18 protein-coding genes and 3 pseudogenes are annotated in these 19,008 nt (G+C 65.1%); 11 read left to right on the plus strand and 10 right to left on the minus strand.

Going from position 1 to position 19,008, the window contains the following annotated elements; translation table 11 throughout:
- Window positions 1-31: 31 nt before the first annotated feature.
- The 7 genes from soxB (at window position 32) to D5084_RS07590 (ending at window position 7,821) form a co-directional block, all read left to right on the plus strand.
- On the plus strand, window positions 32-1,723 hold the full coding sequence (soxB, locus tag D5084_RS07560) for a thiosulfohydrolase SoxB (RefSeq protein ID WP_128514891.1): 1,692 nt from the start codon (window positions 32-34) through the stop codon (window positions 1,721-1,723).
- Window positions 1,724-1,743: 20 nt separating this feature from the next.
- Window positions 1,744-3,003 (plus strand): sulfite dehydrogenase, encoded by a 1,260-nt coding sequence (gene soxC, locus D5084_RS07565; RefSeq protein ID WP_128514892.1) that lies wholly within the window; start codon window positions 1,744-1,746, stop codon window positions 3,001-3,003.
- Window positions 2,987-4,369, plus strand: coding sequence for a c-type cytochrome (locus D5084_RS07570; RefSeq protein ID WP_128514893.1), 1,383 nt, complete (start codon window positions 2,987-2,989; stop codon window positions 4,367-4,369). Before soxC ends, D5084_RS07570 begins: the two co-directional genes overlap by 17 nt.
- 14 nt (window positions 4,370-4,383) lie before the next feature.
- Window positions 4,384-5,070, plus strand: a complete 687-nt coding sequence (locus D5084_RS07575; protein ID WP_238382558.1) for a c-type cytochrome — start codon at window positions 4,384-4,386, stop codon at window positions 5,068-5,070.
- Between the two features lie 55 nt (window positions 5,071-5,125).
- The gene (locus D5084_RS07580; RefSeq protein ID WP_128514895.1) at window positions 5,126-6,388 is read left to right on the plus strand and encodes an NAD(P)/FAD-dependent oxidoreductase; all 1,263 of its coding nucleotides are present in this window, start codon (window positions 5,126-5,128) and stop codon (window positions 6,386-6,388) included.
- Between the two features lie 62 nt (window positions 6,389-6,450).
- Window positions 6,451-7,362, plus strand: a complete 912-nt coding sequence (locus tag D5084_RS07585) for an MBL fold metallo-hydrolase (protein ID WP_128514896.1) — start codon at window positions 6,451-6,453, stop codon at window positions 7,360-7,362.
- A 24-nt stretch (window positions 7,363-7,386) separates the two neighbouring features.
- The gene (locus tag D5084_RS07590; RefSeq protein WP_128514897.1) at window positions 7,387-7,821 is read left to right on the plus strand and encodes a DUF302 domain-containing protein; all 435 of its coding nucleotides are present in this window, start codon (window positions 7,387-7,389) and stop codon (window positions 7,819-7,821) included.
- Between the two features lie 106 nt (window positions 7,822-7,927).
- Here D5084_RS07590 and D5084_RS07595 read toward each other — a convergent pair whose 3' ends face one another.
- Both D5084_RS07595 and D5084_RS18660 read right to left on the minus strand, forming a co-directional pair.
- Entirely contained in the window at window positions 7,928-8,995 is a 1,068-nt protein-coding gene (locus tag D5084_RS07595) for a YeeE/YedE family protein (protein WP_128514898.1), read from the minus strand.
- A 103-nt stretch (window positions 8,996-9,098) separates the two neighbouring features.
- Window positions 9,099-9,788: an STAS domain-containing protein gene (locus D5084_RS18660; RefSeq protein WP_435532663.1), complete on the minus strand. Its 690-nt coding sequence runs from the start codon at window positions 9,786-9,788 to the stop codon at window positions 9,099-9,101.
- Window positions 9,789-9,870: 82 nt separating this feature from the next.
- Here D5084_RS18660 and D5084_RS07605 point away from each other — a divergent pair.
- A pseudogene (locus D5084_RS07605) lies at window positions 9,871-10,389 on the plus strand (transposase); the annotation flags it as partial.
- A gap of 31 nt (window positions 10,390-10,420) precedes the next feature.
- Here the strand turns inward: D5084_RS07605 and D5084_RS18665 are convergent.
- Window positions 10,421-10,591 (minus strand): annotated as a pseudogene (locus tag D5084_RS18665) (SMC-Scp complex subunit ScpB); the annotation flags it as partial.
- A 236-nt stretch (window positions 10,592-10,827) separates the two neighbouring features.
- Here D5084_RS18665 and D5084_RS07615 point away from each other — a divergent pair.
- Window positions 10,828-12,263, plus strand: a pseudogene (locus D5084_RS07615) (IS256 family transposase).
- 110 nt (window positions 12,264-12,373) lie between these two features.
- On the opposite strand, the gene D5084_RS07620 reads toward D5084_RS07615, so the two are convergent.
- The 6 genes from D5084_RS07620 to D5084_RS07645 all read right to left on the minus strand — a co-directional run bounded on the left by D5084_RS07620 (window position 12,374) and on the right by D5084_RS07645 (window position 16,045).
- Window positions 12,374-13,102, minus strand: coding sequence for a DUF1217 domain-containing protein (locus D5084_RS07620; RefSeq protein ID WP_238382559.1), 729 nt, complete (start codon window positions 13,100-13,102; stop codon window positions 12,374-12,376).
- A gap of 59 nt (window positions 13,103-13,161) precedes the next feature.
- Window positions 13,162-13,566 (minus strand): flagellar biosynthesis repressor FlbT, encoded by a 405-nt coding sequence (gene flbT / locus D5084_RS07625; protein ID WP_128514901.1) that lies wholly within the window; start codon window positions 13,564-13,566, stop codon window positions 13,162-13,164.
- Window positions 13,563-13,934, minus strand: coding sequence for a flagellar biosynthesis regulator FlaF (gene flaF / locus D5084_RS07630; protein WP_128514902.1), 372 nt, complete (start codon window positions 13,932-13,934; stop codon window positions 13,563-13,565). Before flaF ends, flbT begins: the two co-directional genes overlap by 4 nt.
- Window positions 13,935-14,004: 70 nt before the next feature.
- The gene (locus D5084_RS07635; protein ID WP_128514903.1) at window positions 14,005-15,243 is read right to left on the minus strand and encodes a flagellin N-terminal helical domain-containing protein; all 1,239 of its coding nucleotides are present in this window, start codon (window positions 15,241-15,243) and stop codon (window positions 14,005-14,007) included.
- 195 nt (window positions 15,244-15,438) lie between these two features.
- Window positions 15,439-15,750 carry a hypothetical protein gene (locus D5084_RS07640; protein ID WP_128514904.1) on the minus strand — a complete coding sequence of 104 codons (312 nt, stop codon included), beginning with the start codon at window positions 15,748-15,750 and terminating at the stop codon, window positions 15,439-15,441.
- Complete coding sequence (locus D5084_RS07645) at window positions 15,737-16,045, minus strand: rod-binding protein (protein ID WP_238382560.1); 309 nt, start codon at window positions 16,043-16,045, stop codon at window positions 15,737-15,739. Before D5084_RS07645 ends, D5084_RS07640 begins: the two co-directional genes overlap by 14 nt.
- Window positions 16,046-16,117: 72 nt before the next feature.
- On the opposite strand from D5084_RS07645, the gene fliK reads away from it, so the two are divergent.
- Both fliK and D5084_RS07655 read left to right on the plus strand, forming a co-directional pair.
- Window positions 16,118-17,953 carry a flagellar hook-length control protein FliK gene (fliK, locus tag D5084_RS07650; RefSeq protein WP_238382561.1) on the plus strand — a complete coding sequence of 612 codons (1,836 nt, stop codon included), beginning with the start codon at window positions 16,118-16,120 and terminating at the stop codon, window positions 17,951-17,953.
- Window positions 17,954-17,960: 7 nt separating this feature from the next.
- On the plus strand, window positions 17,961-18,614 hold the full coding sequence (locus tag D5084_RS07655; RefSeq protein ID WP_128514906.1) for a flagellar hook capping FlgD N-terminal domain-containing protein: 654 nt from the start codon (window positions 17,961-17,963) through the stop codon (window positions 18,612-18,614).
- 60 nt (window positions 18,615-18,674) lie between these two features.
- Here D5084_RS07655 and D5084_RS18435 read toward each other — a convergent pair.
- Window positions 18,675-19,008, minus strand: a 334-nt coding sequence (locus D5084_RS18435; protein ID WP_202910038.1) for a GntR family transcriptional regulator, incomplete at its 5' end; no start/stop codon positions are given.

Below are 19,008 nucleotides of genomic sequence, written 5' to 3' on the forward strand. Positions count from 1 at the left end.
ACCGGCATGACCTGCAACCAAGGAGAACGGGATGACCACCCGGCGCGAATTTCTGCAAGCCTCTCTCGCCGCCTCGGCGATCTACGGGGCGTCCGGCTTTGGCAACTGGTCGCGCCTGGCCGCGCAGCAGGCGCTGAGCCAGGACCAGTTGCTACAGTTCGAAGACTTCGGCAACCTGACCCTGATCCACGTCACCGACGTCCACGCCCAGCTTCGGCCGATCTGGTTCCGGGAGCCGGAATGGAACCTCGGAGTGGGCGAGGCGAAGGGCCGGCCGCCGCATGTCGTGGGCAAGGCCTTCCAGCAGATGTTCGGCATCGCCCCCGGCAGCCCCGAAGGCTATGCCCTGACCTACGAGGATTTCGCTGCGCTTGGACGGACCTACGGCCGGATGGGCGGGATGGACCGCGTGGCCACCGTGGTCAAGGCGATCCGTGCCGCGCGGCCCGAAAGCCTGCTCCTGGACGGCGGCGACACCTGGCACGGCTCGATGACCAGCTTCCTGACCAGGGGGCAGGATATGGTCAACGTGATGAACGCCCTTGGCGTCGATGCGATGACCAGCCACTGGGAATGGACTTTCGGCACCGCCCGCGTGCAGGAGATCGTGGAAAGACTGCCCTTCCCTTTCCTCGGTGCCAACATCTTCGATGCCGAATGGGACGAACCCGCCTTCGAGCCCTACCGCATCTTCGACCGCGCCGGCCTGCGCGTCGCGGTGATCGGCCAGGCCTTCCCCTACATGCCCATCGCCAACCCGCGCTGGATGTTCCCGGAATACTCCTTCGGCATCCGCGAGGAACGGATGCAGCAGGTGGTGGACGAGGCCCGTGCCGAGGGCGTCGATCTGGTCGTCTGCCTGTCGCACAACGGCTTTGACGTGGACAGAAAGATGGCCAGCCGCGTCACCGGCATCGACGTGATCCTGACCGGCCACACCCATGACGCGATCCCCGAGCCGGTGCTCGTGGGGCAGACCATCCTCATCGCCTCCGGCAGCCACGGCAAGTTCGTCTCCCGCGTCGATCTGGACGTGCGGGACGGCAGGATGATGGGCTTCCGCCACAAGCTGATCCCCATCTTCTCGGACGTCATCACCCCCGACCCGGACATGGCCACCCTGATCGAGACCGAACGCGCACCCTTCAAGGCCGAGCTCGAGGAGGTCGTCGGCCAGACCGAAAGCCTGCTCTACCGGCGCGGCAATTTCCAGGGCACCTGGGACGACCTGATCTGCGATGCCGTCCGGGTGGAACGCGACGTGCAGATCGCGCTGTCGCCCGGCGTGCGCTGGGGCGCCTCGCTTCTGCCTGGTGACCCGATCACGCGTGAGGACATCCACAACGTCACCACCATGACCTACGGCCAGGTCTATCGGACCGAGATGACCGGCGAGATGCTGAAGACGATCCTCGAGGACGTGGCCGACAACATCTTCAACCCCGATCCCTATTACCAGCAGGGCGGCGACATGGTGCGCGTCGGCGGCATGGGCTTTGCCTGCGACGTGTCCCGGACCATCGGAAACCGGATCAGCGACATGGTGCTGCTGGAGACCGGCGAGCCGATCGACCCCGCGAAGTCCTACACCGTCGGCGGCTGGGCCAGCGTGAACGAAGGCACCGAAGGCCCCCAGATCTGGGACCTGGTGGAAGCCCATGTCCGCAAGCTCGGCACCGTCCGGCTCGACCCCAACCCCTCGGTCCGCGTGACCGGGATCTGACCAGAAGGAACGTTCGCCAGATGACCGACGAACCCGTCACCAGCCGCCGCGCCTTCCTGGCCGGCACTGCCGCCGCCGGGGCTGGCCTTGCGGCCAGCGCCGCCGGGGCGCAAACCCCCGATCCGCTGATTACCGAAGTGCAGGAATGGGCCAGCGTGTTCGGCGACCCGGTCGATGCCACGCCCTACGGCATGCCGATCGAATTCGAATCCCATGTCGTGCGCCGCAATGTCGAATGGCTGACCGAAAGCACTGCCTCCTCGATCAACTTCACGCCGATCCACGCGCTGGAAGGCACGATCACGCCCCAGGGCTGCGCCTTCGAACGGCACCACTCCGGCGCGATCAGCCTGTCGAAACAGGACTACCGGCTGATGATCAACGGGCTGGTGGAAAGGCCCCTGGTCTTCACCTTCGACGACCTGCTGCGCTTCCCGCGCCAGATCACCACCGCCTTCTGCGAATGTGCGGCGAACGGCGGGATGGAATGGGGCGGGGCGCAGCTGGAAGGCTGCCAGTTCACGCAAGGCATGATCCACAACATGGAATACACCGGCGTGATGCTGCGCGACCTTCAGGCCGAGGCAGGCGTCAAGCCCGAAGGCAAGTGGATCTATGTCGAAGGCGCCGATGCCTCGTCCAACGGCCGCTCGATCCCGCTGGAAAAGGCGCTGGATGACGTGATGGTCGCCTTCTTCGCCAATGGCGAGGCCTTGCGCAAGGAACATGGCTACCCCGTGCGGCTGGTGGTGCCGGGCTGGGAAGGCAACATGTGGGTCAAGTGGCTGCGCCGGATCGCGGTCTATGACCAGGCGGTGGAAAGCCGCGAGGAGACCTCGAAATACACTGACCTGATGCCCGACGGCCGGGCGCGGAAATGGACCTGGGTGATGGATGCGAAATCCGTCATCACCTCGCCCTCCCCGCAGGCTCCGATCCGCCACGGCAAGGGGCCGCTGGTCATCACCGGGCTTGCCTGGTCGGGGCATGGCAAGATCACCCGCGTCGATGTCTCGGTGGACGGCGGCAATACCTGGACCCCGGCCCGGCTGACCGGCGACGTGAAGTCCAAGGCGCTGACCCGCTTCCACCACGACATGGTCTGGGACGGGTCCGAGATGTTCATCATGTCCCGCGCCGTGGACGAGACCGGCTATGTCCAGCCCACGAAACAGGCCCTGCGCGAGATCCGCGGGCTGAACAACGTCTATCACAACAACGGCATCCAGGTCTGGTGGGTGCGCGCCGACGGAGAGGTCGAGAATGTCGAAATCGCCTGAGTTCCCGACGATCCTTGCCGTCACCGGCTGGGCGACCGCCGCCACCGTGGCCGCCTTCGTCTTCGCCTCGACCGGGCAGAAGGCTGCCGAACCCGCGCCTGTGGTGAAACCGGCCGAGACCGCCGCAGCGCCCGCGCCGGAACCCGCGCCCGCGCCTGCGCCCGCACCGGAACCCGCAGCTGCGGTCGCCGAGGCCGAACCCGCGCCCGCAGCCCCGACGGCCGAACCGGCAGCCGCGGCAACGCCCGTCTCGCTGGCTGACATCACGCCGCTCGGCCTCGGCCGCCCCGCCCTGCCGGAAGAGATCGAGGCCTGGGACGTCGCCGTCCTGCCCGATGGCACCGGTCTGCCGGTCGGGTCGGGTGATGTGGAAACCGGGAACGAGGTTTTCGGCGAGAAATGCGCCGCCTGTCACGGCGACTTTGCCGAGGGCATCGACAGCTGGCCGGTGCTCGCCGGCGGGGCGGGCAGCCTGACGGACCCGCGCCCGGTCAAGACCATCGGCAGCTACTGGCCCTATCTGTCCACCGTCTTCGACTATGTCCACCGCTCGATGCCCTTCGGCGAGGCGCAGACCCTGTCGGTGGACGAGACCTATGCGATCACGGCCTTCCTCCTCTATTCCAACGGGATCGTCGAGGACGACTTCGTGCTGTCGAACGAGAATTTCACCTCGATCGTGATGCCCAATGCCGAGGGCTTCTATGTCGATGACCGGCCGGTCACCGAGTATCCGCTGTTCTCGGGCGAGCCCTGCATGGAGAACTGCCGCACCGCCGCGCCCCAGGTGACCAAGCGCGCGGTCGATCTGAACGTGACGCCGCTGGACCCGGACGGCAAACCCGCCGGGACGCTGCCGGTCATCACCCTGGCCGCGACCGGCACGGCCACGGACCCTGCGACACCCGAGGCCGCCCCCGCAACCGAGACCGCGACAGCGCCAGAGGCAACTGCCGAGCCCGCTCCGGTCGAACTGGCCGAGGCCACCCCGGCCCCGGCCGAACCGGTCGCCGAGCCTGTCGCCACGGGCGATGCTGGCGATGCGGCGCTAATTGCCGAAGGCGAGAAGGTGTTCCGGAAATGCGCCTCTTGCCACAAGGTCGGCGAAGGCGCGAAAAACGGCGTCGGCCCGGTGCTGAACGGCATCGTCGGCGCACCGATGGCCAGGGTCGAGGGCTTCGCCTATTCCGCCAGCCTGGCCGACATGGGCGCCAAGGGCGGGGTCTGGGATGCGGCGGCGCTCCAGGCCTTCCTCGAGAACCCTAAGGGCTATGTGAAGGGCACCAAGATGTCCTTCGCGGGCCTGAAGAAACCCGAGGAACGCGATGCCGTCATCGCATATCTCGGGACACTGAAGGGACCATGACGCGACGGCTTTCCATGGCAGTTCTCCTGCTCGCCTTCGGCACCACGCCGGGGGCGGCGGAAGAGATCGGCGATGCCGCACGCGGCGCGGACCTCTTTGCCCGCCAGTGCCAGGCCTGCCATCAGATCGGCGAAGGCGCGAAGAACCGGGTCGGGCCGCAGCTGAACAAGATCTTCGGCCGCCGGGCGGGCAGCGTCGAGGGCTTCACCTATTCCAGGTCGATGGCGCGCATGGGCGCGGACGGGCTGACCTGGACGCTCGAGACGCTGGACGCCTATCTCGCCAATCCCAAGGCGCTGGTCTCGGGCACGCGGATGAACTACCGCGGCATGCCCGACCCCGAGGCGCGGGCGGCGCTGCTGGCCTATCTGCGCGACTGGTCCGACCGGCCGCAGGACATCCCCGAATCCGAACCCACCGCGCGCAAGACCGACCCCGATCTCGCACCCGAGGTGCTGGCCCTCAAGGGCGACCCGGATTACGGCGAATACCTCGCCTCGGAATGCCGGACCTGCCACCAGGCCGACGGCTCGGATCAGGGAATCCCTTCCGTCACCGGCTGGCCGGAAGAGGATTTCGTGATCGCCATGCATGCCTACAAGCAGAAGCTGCGCCCGCATCCGGTGATGCAGATGATGGCCAGCCGCCTGAACGACGAGGAGATCGCGGCGCTGGCCGCCTATTTCGCCACGCTGAAATGACGACAGGCGCGGGCCAACCGCGCGGGAAGACGCAACCCAAGGGGAGGAGACCCTGATGAAGCTGAACAGACGCCATTTCCTGGGCACCGGCATCGCCGCCAGCGCCCTGCTGACTGCCCCCACCGTCTGGGGCCAGGCCAAGCCCAAGGTCGTCGTCATCGGCGGCGGCGCGGGGGGTGCAACGGCCGCGCGCTATCTGGCCAAGGACAGCGACGGCGCGATCGAGGTCACGCTGGTCGAGGCGAACCCGATCTACACCACCTGCTTCTTCTCGAACCTCTACCTCGGCGGCTTCTACGACTTCGAGAAGCTCCAGCACGGCTATGACAAGCTCGCCGGCGGCGGCGTGACGGTCATCAACGACATGGCCACCGGCGTCGATCGCGCGGCCAGGACCGTGACGCTGGCCGGCGGCCAGGTCCTGCCCTATGACCGGCTCATCCTGTCGCCCGGGATCGACTTCAAGGACGGCTCGGTCCCCGGCTGGTCGCTGGACGCGGCCGAGATCATGCCGCATGCCTACAAGGCCGGCCCGCAGACCCAGCTACTGAAGAAGCAGGTCGAGGAAATGCCCGAAGGCGGCGTCTTCGCCATGATCGCGCCGCCGAACCCCTACCGCTGCCCGCCCGGCCCCTACGAGCGGATCAGCATGGTCGCCCATATCCTCAAGACGAAGAACCCGACCGCCAAGATCATCATCGCCGACCCGAAGGAGAAGTTCTCCAAGCAGGCGCTGTTCGAGGACGGCTGGAACCGCCATTACGCCGGCATGGTGGAATGGATCGGCCCCGACTTCGGCGGCGGCAAGGTCGAGGTGCGCCCCGAGGCGATGGAAGTGGTGATCGACGGCGAGGTGACCAAGGTCGCCTGCTGCAACGTGATCCCCGGCCAGAAGGCCGGCAAGATCGCCGAGCTTGCCGGGGTCACGGATGACTCGGGCTGGGCGCCGGTGCATCCCGACAGCATGAAGTCGAAGGCCGACGAGAACGTCTGGGTGCTGGGCGACAGCTCGGCCCAGGGCGACATGCCCAAGTCGGGCTTCTCGGCCAACAGCCAGGCCAAGGTCGCCGCCATGGCGATCCGGGGGGAACTGACCGGCTCCAAGAGCTTCCCGGCCAAGTATTCCAACACCTGCTGGTCGCTGATCGCCCCGGACGACGGCGTCAAGGTCGGCGCCTCCTACGAGCCGACGCCCGAGAAGATCGCCAGCGTGGAAAGCTTCATCTCCGAGGTCGGCGAGGACGCCGCGCTGCGCAAGGCGACCTATGAGGAAAGCCTCGGCTGGTATGCCGGGATCACCGCCGACATGTTCGGTTGACCCCTTCCTTGCAACCCGCGGGCGCGACACCCTCGCGCCCGCGCCTTTCCGGGACCTTTGCCATGCTGACCCGCCGCAGGCTTCTGACCGCCACCGCCGCCGCCGCCGCCACGGCCCTTGCACCCCGCCGTCTCTGGGCGGCCAGTACGCTGACGCTGGGAGGGACGCGGATCGACACGCTATCGGACGGCTCGCTGGTGCTGCCGGGCGACTTCATTCTCGGCGGGATGCCGCAGGACGAGATGCAGGCCATCGTGGCGAAATACCGCCTGCCGACCGACCAGTTGACCCCGCCCTGCAACGTGACGCTTCTGCGAGACGGCACCAACACCGTCCTGTTCGACGTCGGCGCCGGCCCGGATTTCCAGCCCTCGGCCGGCAAGCTGATGGAGGCCTTCGACGCCATCGGCCTGACGGTGGACGACATCACCCATGTCCTGTTCACCCATGCCCACCCCGATCACCTCTGGGGCCTCCTGGATGACTTCGACGAGCCCCTGTTCCCCAATGCCGAATACATGATCGGTCAGGCGGAATTCGACTACTGGACGAACCCCGACACGGTGGCCAGCATCGGCGAGGCGCGGGCGACCTTTGCCGTCGGCGCCGCACGACGTCTGGCTGCGATCGCCGAAACCGTCCGGCTTCTGGCCGATGGCGAGAAACCGCTGCCCGGCATCGCCGCCCGGCTGACCCCCGGCCATACGCCGGGCCATCTGGCCTACGAGATCGCCGGGCCGACCCCTGTCATGGTGCTGGGCGACTGCATCGGCAACCACCATGTCGCCTTCGAACGGCCGGAATGGGAAAGCGGCTCGGACCAGGACAAGGCGCTTGCCGCCGGCACACGGACCGCGCTGCTCGACCGGCTGGCGACCGAGGGCCATGCGATCATCGGCTACCACCTGCCCGGTGGCGGCATCGGCCGGGTGGAACGCGCCGACATCGGCTATCGCTTCAGCGAGGACATCTGACATCCGCACGGAAAGGGAAACCCCATGCACAGACTGGCCAGCGCCTGCCTCACCCTGCTCACCCTCGGCGGTTCCGCCCTCTCGCAGGGGGTCACCACCTATCCCTTCGACGGCAGTTTCGAGGACGCCACCTTCGCCGTGGAATCCGCCATCGTGGACAAGGGTCTGGTGATCGACTACCGCAGCCATGTCGGGGCGATGCTGAACCGCACCGGCGCCGATGTCGGCAGCGCGGTGACGATCTACGACAATGCCGACGTGTTCCTGTTCTGCTCGGCCGTCCTGTCGCGCAAGGTGATGGAAGCCGATCCCCTGAACATCGCCCATTGCCCCTATGGCATCTTCGTCACCGACAAGGCGGGCCAGGTCGCCATCGGCTACCGCCACATGCCAGAGGGGGCAATGCAAGAGGTGCAGGCCCTGCTCGACACCATCGCGCGCGAGGCGTCAGGCGAGTAGGGCCGACGGTTCCGGCGTTGGAACAGGGTCAACCGAAGGTAAACGCCCACGGGCAAGCCGCTGTTTTCATTGACTCTCGAAACCTCACCGCGCGTGGTCAGCGGGTTCAGGCAGCGGCGCGGCGCGCCAGTCCGCCCTGATCGACCAGCCAGTCGGTGACCCCGGCGCCGACCCACATGCAGAACAGCGCCAGCCAGGCGGTGGCCACGAAGATCGACCCTCCCGTGACCCCGGCCCCGATGGCGCAGCCGCCCGCCAGCATCGCCCCGAACCCCATCAGGGCCGCCCCGGTCATCGACCGCCGCATCTGCCCCTCGCCCTCGAACCCCTGCAACTTCACCTCGCGCCCGGCCCAGGCCGCGACCAGCGCCCCGAGGAAGACGCCGGGGACCAGCCCGATGTCGAAATCCAGCGCCGGGTTCTCGGTCAGGAAGAACATCAGCATGTTGGCCGAGGGGCCCGAGAAGGTGGCCGAGGTCACGCTCGCCGGCTCGAAGGCGACCTGCGCCAGACTGAAGGTCAGCACCCAACCCAGGGCCACCGCAAAGCCCACGCCCGAGGCAAAAACCATCGCCCGCAGCCCCAGCCCGTTGCGGCGCACCAGATGAAAGGCCAGCGCCGCGATCGCCAGCCCCAGGACCAGGCCCGCGGCCTCCGGCAAGCCCGCCGCATGCAGCAGGTTCACGTTCGCGCCGCCCGGCGTGACCCAGAGCCCGGCGATCCAGGCCCGCGCCGGGGCGAGCCAGCCGTGCAGCGACATCTGCGCCACCACCGCGAAGATCAGCCCCGAGACGACGGCTCGCAGGTTCCCCGTCGCCGCCAGCACCAGAAGCCGCCCAGAACAGCCGCGCGCCAGAACCATGCCCGCACCGAACATCAGCCCGCCGATCACCGCGCCCGACCAGGACCCGGTCACCGCCATCATCCGCGCCTCCTCGCTGCGGAACAGGCCCAGAAGCACCGCCCCCTGCACCCAGATCACCGCTGTCGAGAAGGCCAGCAACCAGACCGCCACCCGTGACCCGAGCGCACCGCGCGCGAACTCCACCGTCGCGGCCCGCAGGCAGAAGGACGACCGCTGCGCCGCCACGCCGAACACGGCCCCGGTCAGCAGCCCCATCAGAACGGCCACCAGGCCTTCGTCCATATGATCCAGAAGCGGAACCAGATCCATTCATGCATCCCCTTTGCGCCAGTCTAGGCGGGCCGCGCAGAAATGCCCTGATCTGGATCATGGATCTTCCCGCAAGGCGACGACCTGAAGGCCTCTGCCCCGCCTATCGCGCCGGTCCGCCGAGGGTCGTGAAGGCTTCGTACTGGGACAGGAAGATCCGCCCCTTGAAATGCTGCAAGAAGTCCGACCGCTTGAGCTCGTCCATCACCGGCCCCTTGACCTCGGACAGATGGAAACCGACCCCGGCTGAGGAAAGGCGGTGGGCGATGGCCTCGAGGCTTTCCAGCGCGCTGGCGTCGATCAGGTTCACCGCCGGGCACATCAGGACGACATGCTTCAGCGCGTGCTGATCGGCGATGCGGTCGTAGATCGCATCCTCCAGCGCGCGGGCATTGGCGAAGTACAGGCTTTCGTCCACCCGGATCGTCAGGATCGAAGGATCGCTGACGACCTTATGCCGCTCGACATTGCGGAAATGTTCGCTCCCCGGCACCAGGCCGACGATGGCCATGTGCGGCCGCGAGGTCCGCCACAGGAACAGCACCAGCGACAGCAGCACGGTCAGGATGGTGACGGCCATCGCGGCGACAGCCCGCAGACCGCAGCCCTGATCGACGGGCGCAAAGGCGTCGACCACGTCATCGCCGCCTCGACCTACGACTCGGGGGAGCTGCGCGCGAAGATCGAGGGCGAACTCGAAGCAGAGGCCCATATCCAGACCAACCCCTCCCGCGCACTCAAGCCGTCCCTCGATGTCGACCTCTACGCGGAGCGCCACAAGGTCGACTTGCATCGGGAAAACGATCCAGTGGGGGCTGTTGAAGAAGTCCCCCTGTCTCTGATTCTCTTTGCTTGTCCGTGATTGAGGGGCGGTCATGCTGGGTCGGAAGGAGCGCGGTCAGCTGGAATTGTTCATCACCGGGTCGCTGCGGGAGCTCTTCCCCGACGACCATGTTCTGGTGAGGGTTGATCATGTTCTTGATCTGAGCTGGCTGCCGAGCAAGGTTGCAGGGCGCTACTGCGCCGACAATGGCCGTCCTGGCATCGATCCCGAAGTCGCGGTGCGCCTCATGCTGGCGGGCTTTCTTCTGGGCATTGTCCATGACCGGCGGCTGATGCGTCAAGCGCGGGTCAATCTCGCGATCCGCTGGTTCATCGGCTACGCCCAGCATGAGGCGTTGCCGGATCATTCCTCACTGACGCGAATACGTCAGCGTTGGGGTGACGACGTCTTTCGCCGGATCTTCACGCGTGTCGTGCGGCAGTGCCAGGTGGCCGGACTGGTTTCGGCGGAAACCGTTCACATCGACGCCAGGCTGATCCGGGCGAATGTCAGCATGGATGCGTTGATCCTGTGCCATCTCGAAGCGGTCGAGGATGCCAACATCTCCGCCCTCGACTGGCTCAGATGAATGCAGACAGGACCTAGATGTCGTGGGCTCCCGCCGGGCTTGACAATCCAGCATCATTAAGTTGCTCGCGATCGGGCAGATCGCGCAAGGACTCCATCCCGAAGGCAGCCAAGAACGCCTCGGTCGTGACGAAGATATAAGGCGCTCCGCAGCGGGGTTCGCGGGGACCGGTGCCGATCAGGTCACCGTTAATGCAGGCTTTTGCATCGAACTCTTGGCAGGTCTTTCCATCTGTGAAGGCTCGTCATGTGACTGCCAACGCACTGCCTGCGGGGGCAGTGTCCCACGACGTGGTGTAGGAGGCCGCGCGCGGAGCCTTCGGCGTAGCGCAGCGCGCGGCCGGGGGTGACGCTGGCGGTCATCGCCGATCTTCGGAGAAGGTTTGGGTTGCGAGACCTTGAACCTGAAACGGAGACGACGATGACCGAAGAGAGAATGGCGCTGATCGAGCTGGTTGAGACTGAGGCGCGAGCGCGCCACCGGTTCGAGCGCCGCCCCGAACGCTGACGGCGATTTTGTCCGCGAGATGCTGGCCTTTGCGGCCGAACGGATCATGGAAGCCGAGATCGAGGCCCGGACGGGTGCAGCCAAGGGTGCACGAACGCCGACGCGGGAGGTTCAGCGCAACGGATACCGTGACCGCGACTGGGGTGAGGGCATTCCCGCCACCGGTTCGAGGGAATGCCCGAACGCGCGCCGGGTGGATCGCGCTGGAGATCCCCAAGCTGCGCAAGGGCAGCTATTTCCCCAGCTTCCTGGAGCCGCGCCGCACGGCGGAGAAGGCCTTGGTAGCCGTCATCCAGGAAGCCTACGCACGGTGTCTCGACGCGCTCGGTCGACGATCTGGTCAAGGCCATGGGGTGAGGAGGATCAGGAAACGGTCCGGGGGACCGTTTCCCCGACGAACGTGGCATGTCAAAGAGCCAGGTCTCGCGGCTCTGCGCCGAGATCGACGAGCGGGTGAACGCTTTCCTGGCGCGGCCGCTCGAGGGTGCATGGCGCTCGCCATCGGACTTGAACCGATGGCGTCTCGATGGCTCGCCTTTGGCTGGATGCGACATACCTCAAGGTCCGGGAAGGCGGGCGCATCATCAGCCGCGCCGTGATAATCGCCGTGGCGGTCAACGGTGAGGCATGGTCCGCCACCGGTTCGAGGACCATGCCGAACGGCAAGCGCGAGGTTCTCGGCGTCGCCACCGGCCCATCCGAAGCGTTCGGGCGATGGCCCTCACCCTTCTGGACCGACTTCCTGCGGTCCTTGGCCGACCGGGGCCTGCGCGGCGTGAAACTGGTGATCGCCGACGACCACAAGGGGCTGCGGGCCGCTGCCCGCCGGGTGTTCAACGCCACCCATCAACGCTGCCGCATTCATTGGATGCGAAACGCGCTGGCCCACGCCCCGACCAAGCAGCGCACCGCCGTGGCGGCGATGCTGAAGACGATCTTCGCGCAGGAAACCAAGGCCGAGGCCGAAGCCCAGTGGGAGATCGTGGCCGACGCGCTCCGCGAAAAGCAGCCCAAGCTCGGGGCCCTGATGGATGCCTCCCGTGACGACGTGCTGGCCTACATGTCCTTCCCACGCGAGCACTGGACCCAGATCGCCAGCACGAACCCGCTGGAGCGGGTGAACCGCGAGGTGAAGCGGCGCGCCGACGTCATCGGCGTTCGGGCATTCCTTCGGACCGATGGCAGTCATGCCCTCACTCCCGAACGACGAGGCCATCATCCGCCTGGTCGGCGCGCTGATGCTAGAGACAAACGACGAATGGGCCGTCGCGCGGCGATACATGTCGCTTGAAACGCTTGGCCGTGTGACCGACAATCCAACCGTCAGGCTGCCCGCCGTGGCTGCATGATCAGGCCCTGACCTCTCCGAGGGTCGGCGCTCCTACACCACGTCGTGGGACACTATCCCTGCGGGGCTCGCGCTTCTTGCAGGCGCTACCCTGCTCGCAGGGTCTGACCATTACCGCCGAAGCAAGGCAAGGGCCGTCGCTGCGGGTGAATAGGCCGCCGTTTGGCCCTGCATCTCCGATTGCAGAAGGAACCGTCGCACGAGCGCATCCATCTTGGCCGGATCCTTGAATTGGCTGAGATCGGATGAACCGAACACCGCTTCTGTCCGTTTCCGGAGCGTTGACACCTGCTGATCGATGTCGATCGACGCAAAACTCTTGGGCAAACCCAGGGCTGTCTGCATCACTTCACGCAAGGGAGCGCTGCCAAGAAGTGTGTACCATTTGGCGAGCTCGCTTGACCCTTTTGCAGCCAGGGCAGCAATCTCGCGCTCGGCATTCATGGAGAGGCGAAACGTGTTGTTCTGTTCCCCAACGGCTTTTTCGAAACTTCGTGCACGGAACTGGGCCAGGATTTCATCGGGAAAGGTGGAGATCTTGGTGCGTGGCACCGCGAAATCGCCGTATCCGAAGGCGGCAGCGAGCTTCTGATACTGCTTGTCAGCCAGTTTGTTGGCGAGGCTGCCTTCCTTCAAGGTTCCGCCTTCCAGAACCTTCTGAATGAACGCCTTGCTGTTCAAATCGGCCTCAAGCCCAAAGGCCGTAAGCGCGATGCGCAGCAGGCGTTTGTCATTGACCAGTTTTTCAGCCGTATCGGCCTTGCCGATCCTGTCCCGAAAATAGGCTTCGTCGCGTTGTTGTGCGGGAAGCGCCTGCTGCACTTCCTGCTGGCGTGCCATCGTCCTTTTCAGAAAACCCCAGCCGACGTAGCCGGCCAGGGGAAGGACGGGCTGGAAACTCACGCGCGGCCGGCGGCGAAGAGCCGCTCCTCCCGAGGCAGAAGGCTGCGGAGCGCCTTGAGGACCTGATAGTGCTGGTTGTCCATCACCGCTCGGCTGGCCAGGGTCAGTTGAGTCCGGCTGTCATAATCGGTCAGAACCTGGGAAAGCTGTTCGATCCCTCGCAGGAGTTGAAGCTTCGCCTCTTCCGGATCCGCGTCCCCGGTCAGAACGAGCTGGGCGATGTAGCAAACCCGGCGGACGGGCGTGTTCACCGCCTCTGGATGGATTGCGTCACGAAGACGGAGGATGTTGGCATTCGGCGTCATGATCGCCAACCGCGACCGCTTATCTCCATTCTCGATGACCGCGCCGTTGATCAGGACACGTTCATGCGGGCTCAATTTCAGGACGAGGCCAGTCATCTCGCACCCCCGTCGCCGCGCAGACCACGCATCACGGCCATGTTGATGTCTGCAAGGACTTCGACGCTCGCCTTCTCTTCCAGGATCGCGCGTCCATGCTTTGCCGAGAATTCATACAGATAGAAGAGACGGGCCCTGAGGGCGGCAGGAAGGCCGTTGCCGGGCAGCGCAACATCCGATGCCAGGGTCGACCAGAGCTGGGTATTGTCGGTCACTGCGCGCGCAAGCGCCGGGAAGTCGGTCGCCCGGTTGGCCCAGGCAACCCGAAGCCGCTGGGTGACCTGAGCGAGAAGATCGTATTCGACCGAGCGAAGCGACCGGGTCGGCGCCTCGGGCCGGGCATAGCTGATGGCGGAATGGAAGGTCATGGGGTGTCCATCTGTTCAGACGCAAAGGGGTGAAAAGGGCCGCGAGGATCACCCTCGCGGCCCGAAGTGCTTAGCGGAACAGAGACAGGAGACCCTGCGGCTGCTGGTTCGCGATCGACAGGGCCTGGGTGGCCAGCTGCTGCTGAACCTGCAGCGCCTGCAGACGGGCCGAGGCCTCTTCCATGTCGGTGTCGACCATGGCGCCGATGCCGGTCTTGAGCGAGTCGGTGAGCTTGCCGACGAAATCGCTCTGGATTTCGACGCGCTTCTGTGCCGAGCCGAAGCTGGCCGCTGCATCGATCGAGGTCTGCAGCATACCCTCGATCTCCTGCAACGCGGTGGCTGGAGCGGTCTCGACGTTGAGCGTGGTCAGACCCGCAAGCCCGCCGGTGCCACGCGTCGCCGATGCCGAGATCGCCGCCGCCTGGTTGGTGTTGTTGGCGACCTGCAGCGACCCGGCGCCCAGCGTCAGCGTGAAATCGGTATCGGACAAGCCGTTCGCGGTCAGCGAGGATTTGAGGCCGGCCACCAGCGCATCGGCGGTGTCGCCCTTTTGCACGGTGTACTTGCCTTCGACCGAGCCGATCTTCAGGCTGATCTGGTCGCCCGCGATCAGCGCGGTCAACATCGCCGGGTTGGCGCTGGCATCGTTCTTGGCTAGCGCGCTGCCGCCGCCCTGGAAGACGAAGGTGCCGAGCGAGGCCGGCGTTCCGTTGACGACCGAGGCGACCGGCGGCGTGCCAACGTTGGTCGTGCCGGTCAGCGTGCCGCCACCCGCGGTCAAGGCCGCGCCGGCGCTTGTCGACAGATTCTGGGTCTCGACGGTGATGTTGGACGAGACAACGCCGGCTTGGCTGCGGTCAAGCGAGGCCAGAATGTTGACGCTGCCGCTGGTCACGGACCCATCGACCAGGTTCAGGCCGTTGAACTGTGCCGCGCCAACGGTCGATTCGATCTGCTTCGTCAGGGCGACGATGTCGGTCTGGATCTTGCCGCGATCGACGTTGTCCGCCTGGGCGGCGACGATCTTGCCCTTCATTTCCGTCAGAAGCTTGGTCACGGTTTCCGAGGCGTTGCGGGCGACGGTCAGGGTGGCAGAGCCGACCGAGAGGCTGTCGGAGATACCCTTGAAGCCTTCGACATCGGATTCCATCACCTTCGAGATGGCCCAGACGGCCGCGTTGTCCTTGGCCGTGGCCACCGACTTGCCGGTCGAGATGTCGGCCTGGGTCTTGTTCAGGCTGGCGTTGATACCCTTCATCGTCTGCAGGGCAACCATTGCGCTGGTATTGGTCAGGATCGACGACATTATTCAGTCCTTCACACGGGGCCGCAGGTTTCACGGCCGGGAAAGCCACAGAAAGTGGCGGAAGGGGCGTTCTGTCCGTGCTTGCCGGGGATCCGGGAAGCGCCGCCTCGTCATGAGGCGCAGGGCCCATCAGGCAGCAAAGGCCCTAACCATTCCCTAATTTGCGCCGATCAATTGCCGAGCATTTGATTCAGTTCAGACGCGGTGCGAGCGCAATTCCGAAACGACGCTGAGCAGGGCCTTTTGCCCGCGGGCGTCATAGGTTGTGAGTGTTGGACCACTGGCGATTTCCGCCAGCCGAAGTCGGGCGGCAGTGACGCCACGGGTTGCAGCATCAAGCAATCTTGCGTTCCGCAAAGCCTTGGCCCGCAGCGTTTCGGCAGTCGGGCGATCGATGTTCGCAAGATTGTGACCTTCGATCTGAGGCGTCAGGCGGGTCAACGCCGCAAAATCCCCGGCGATCAAGGCCTCTGCTGCCTGATCAAGAAGGGCATCAAGCTTTTCCATTCTCAGCCCTTACCATTGACTTGAAAATAAGCTCGGCAAGCCCCAGACCGCCGCCTTGCACGATCAGCCTGGCCTGCTCTTGCCTGAGAAAAGAGGTGAACTGCGCTTCTCCCTGCCCTCCCCCGAAGGCGCCCTGCATCTCGGAGAGACCGGAATACGCCAGCATCTCGGACAGGAAAGTGGCTTCCAGCTCTTCCGACTTCTTCATCAGTTGCTGCTGGTGAACAGAGGTCGGCGACGTGACAGGAGGTATGTCCATGGATTGCTCCGGATAGATCGGATTTTCGGCAACCATCCGGCAAGCGGGTAAAGAATGGGTAACTTCTATCGAGGAAAAGAGCGGTGTTGCGGCAGAAGTCGTGGAGCCATGCAGAACCCTCTTGCAGCCCTTTCGGTAACGTCACTCCTGGTTGAGACGAAAAGTCCGGCATCCAGTGGCCGGACGGGCGATTGTTCGTTCGTCGATGCCTTTGTCGATGCCGCAGCCAAGATTGATGCGGAGAGCCAGACTGATGGTGTGTCTCCGGCGGATGGCGTGGGTCCGCTTTTCTGGCCCTTGGTGCCTTTACAGAAGCCCGCGTTCGTGGCCGCGACAGATGCCGCGATCAATGCAGTCGAGGGTTGTCCCGCTCATGCTGACGCGACCGGAGAAACAGTCCTGCCACCGGGCACGAAGGGTAGGGCGGATGTGCCTGCTTTGGACCAGGGCGTTGGACAGGTTGCCACGCCCATTGCAACCCCGTTGACCTGGGTCGAAGAGGGGAGTCCATTTCGGGATATCGAGCGAGACTTGCATCAGGATGCCAAGAATGCGCTTGCCGTGTTGACGGTCGGTCCTGACTCAAGTCCCGGGGGCGTGGCGGGCGCAAGCAGCAGCCGGGTGCCAGCCGTTTCCGATGCCTCGGTGCTTCAACCCCCACCCGCAAGGCCGGCTTCCAGCCCACAGATTGGCGCCGAAGGCCAAGCCGCCACCGAAGCCGCGCGGCGCTTGGTCGACGCACAGGGCGCTGATACCGTGGGGGCGATGCCGCTCAGCGGTGTCGATTTGGCCCGCATTCAGGATAGCAGCCGGACAGACAGCGATCAGGACATCCTGATTGCAGACGATCTCGGTCTACCGGAAGTGCGGCCGAGCCTGCCCCTTCAGGAGACCCGCCAGCCCTCCGGCAACAAAGTTCCAGATCTTGCGCTGGAAGAGGCCATCGGTCGGCCAAACCCGCAAATGCGCCCCATGCACGGGCTGGATCCGATCGGCGGCGCGGCTCTGGCTGTCCGGGACCTATTGGAGACGTCCCTCGAGACTGATGGCCCTGATCTGGCCGTTGACGACCTTTCCTTGCTGTCTTCTGTCCCGACACCCATTGCGTCGCAAGAATCAGAGGTTCGGCATCTGCTGTCGGTCAGCAGCTTCTGGGAGCGGTTTTTTTCCTCCCCGGTCATGCCAGAAAAGGCCAAAGCGGTGGCGTCGACATCCGGGCTGGCTCCGGCAGCGGCCGTCCCGGGTTACGTCAACGGGTCGCTTCCGATCCTGATTGAGGCGTCAGGCGCTGATATGACGGAAGTCATGCCCGATGCCGCGCTCCCCGCACAGACTCCGGCACAACACCTGAACCTTCACCAAGCGCCGCTTGCAGCGCCGGGCGTCGAAGCCTTTGCAAGGGTCGTGACCGGCATCGTGTTTTCCGAATGGGTGGAAGACCCCTCGCCACCGTCCCAAAGGGGCGACTTCCAGACCTCTCTTGAGCCGACGGCTTCAATCCGACTGGCGACGGGCCTTTCCTCGGCCCCGCCAGGTTTGCTTGCGGCACCCATTCCGCAGGTTGCGTCGCAGTTGAAGGGTGTTCTGGTTCGAAATTCGAACAGCATGACGGAACTCTCTCTCGCGCCAGAGGAGCTGGGCCGGGTCAGGGTGTGGATGGAGCCGGATTCCGCAAACCCGGACCGGATGGTGATCCAGATCAGCATCGAACGACCCGAGACGCTGGAGCTGTTCCGTCGCCATGCCGGTGAGCTTGCCGATGCAATTCGCACCGCAGGCTATTCCGGTGCCGACATCGGTTTTGGTCACGACGGCAGCAAGGGCAATCCGGATCATGGAAGCCGGTCTCCTCCTGCCCCGCCCAGCTTCCCGTTCGATGAGGCAGGCCAGATCGAGGCCACCCGCATGCTCCCGGTCGGCTCTTCGCTTGATCTCAGATTGTGAGGCTGGAATGGACGTCACTTCAATCACCACAGCGGCGAGCACTGCCCCGAGCGGAACGGCTCCGCCGAAGATCACGTCGGACTTCAACACGTTCCTGCGCATGTTGACGGTGCAGATGCAGAACCAGGATCCGCTGAACCCGATCGATTCGGCAGATTACGCCGTGCAGCTTGCAACCTTCTCGGGGGTCGAGCAGCAAGTGCGCACCAATCAACTCCTCGCTGACCTGCAAAGCAGGTTTCAACAGCTTGGCATGGCCGAGATGGCCAGTTGGATCGGCAAGGAAGCCCGCTCGAATGCACCCATCTACTATGGCGGTTCGCCGGTGACGCTTTCCCCAAATCCGGCCGTCGGTTCGACCCGCGCCGTGCTGGCAGTCCGGGACAGCGCCGGGAACCTGGTATCTCGCGAAGAAATTCCGGTCAGCACTGCACCCTACAAATGGCTAGGCGGCGGCATGGACGGTTCGCCTTTGCCCATCGGGACCTACACGATCACTCTGGAAAGCATGAATGGCCAGACACTGATCGATTCACGCCCGGTCGAGCACTATGCGCGCGTGAGGGAGGCCAAAGGCGGAACTACGGGAACAGTGCTGGTCCTTGACGGCGGGATCGAGGTTCCGGCGGCCGATGTCAGCGCCCTTCGCGACTCAGAATAGGCGACAGCGTTCAGGTTGCGATGATCCCCCCGATGGCAGCTTTGGCTTGGCAGACGCTCCTCAGGCTGCTGGTCCCAGGATGGCAAATGGAGCGTCCTTGAGGTCGTCATGGGTCATGCAGGTGATGACGTTTTCACGAAGCTGCCGCCTATGAGCACGGGCCAATGCACCGGCCCGACCAACGTCCCGATCCCGGATGTCAGCCAGCATTTCGTCATGTTCATCGGTCGGCAGAACTGCCTGATTTCCCTTCTCAAGAGAACCGAAATGCAGATGGCGCATCCGCCGTTCCTGATTAAGCCGCCTTTTGCAGAGATGCTGTCCCGTCGAGTGGTGTAGCTGGCGCTGATCGTCACCGTGATGTTCGGCGCGGGCCTGCTTGATCAGGATGCCA

It is taken from the genome of Tabrizicola thermarum (genome assembly GCF_003574395.1).
Classification (GTDB): Bacteria; Pseudomonadota; Alphaproteobacteria; order Rhodobacterales; family Rhodobacteraceae; genus Tabrizicola; species Tabrizicola thermarum.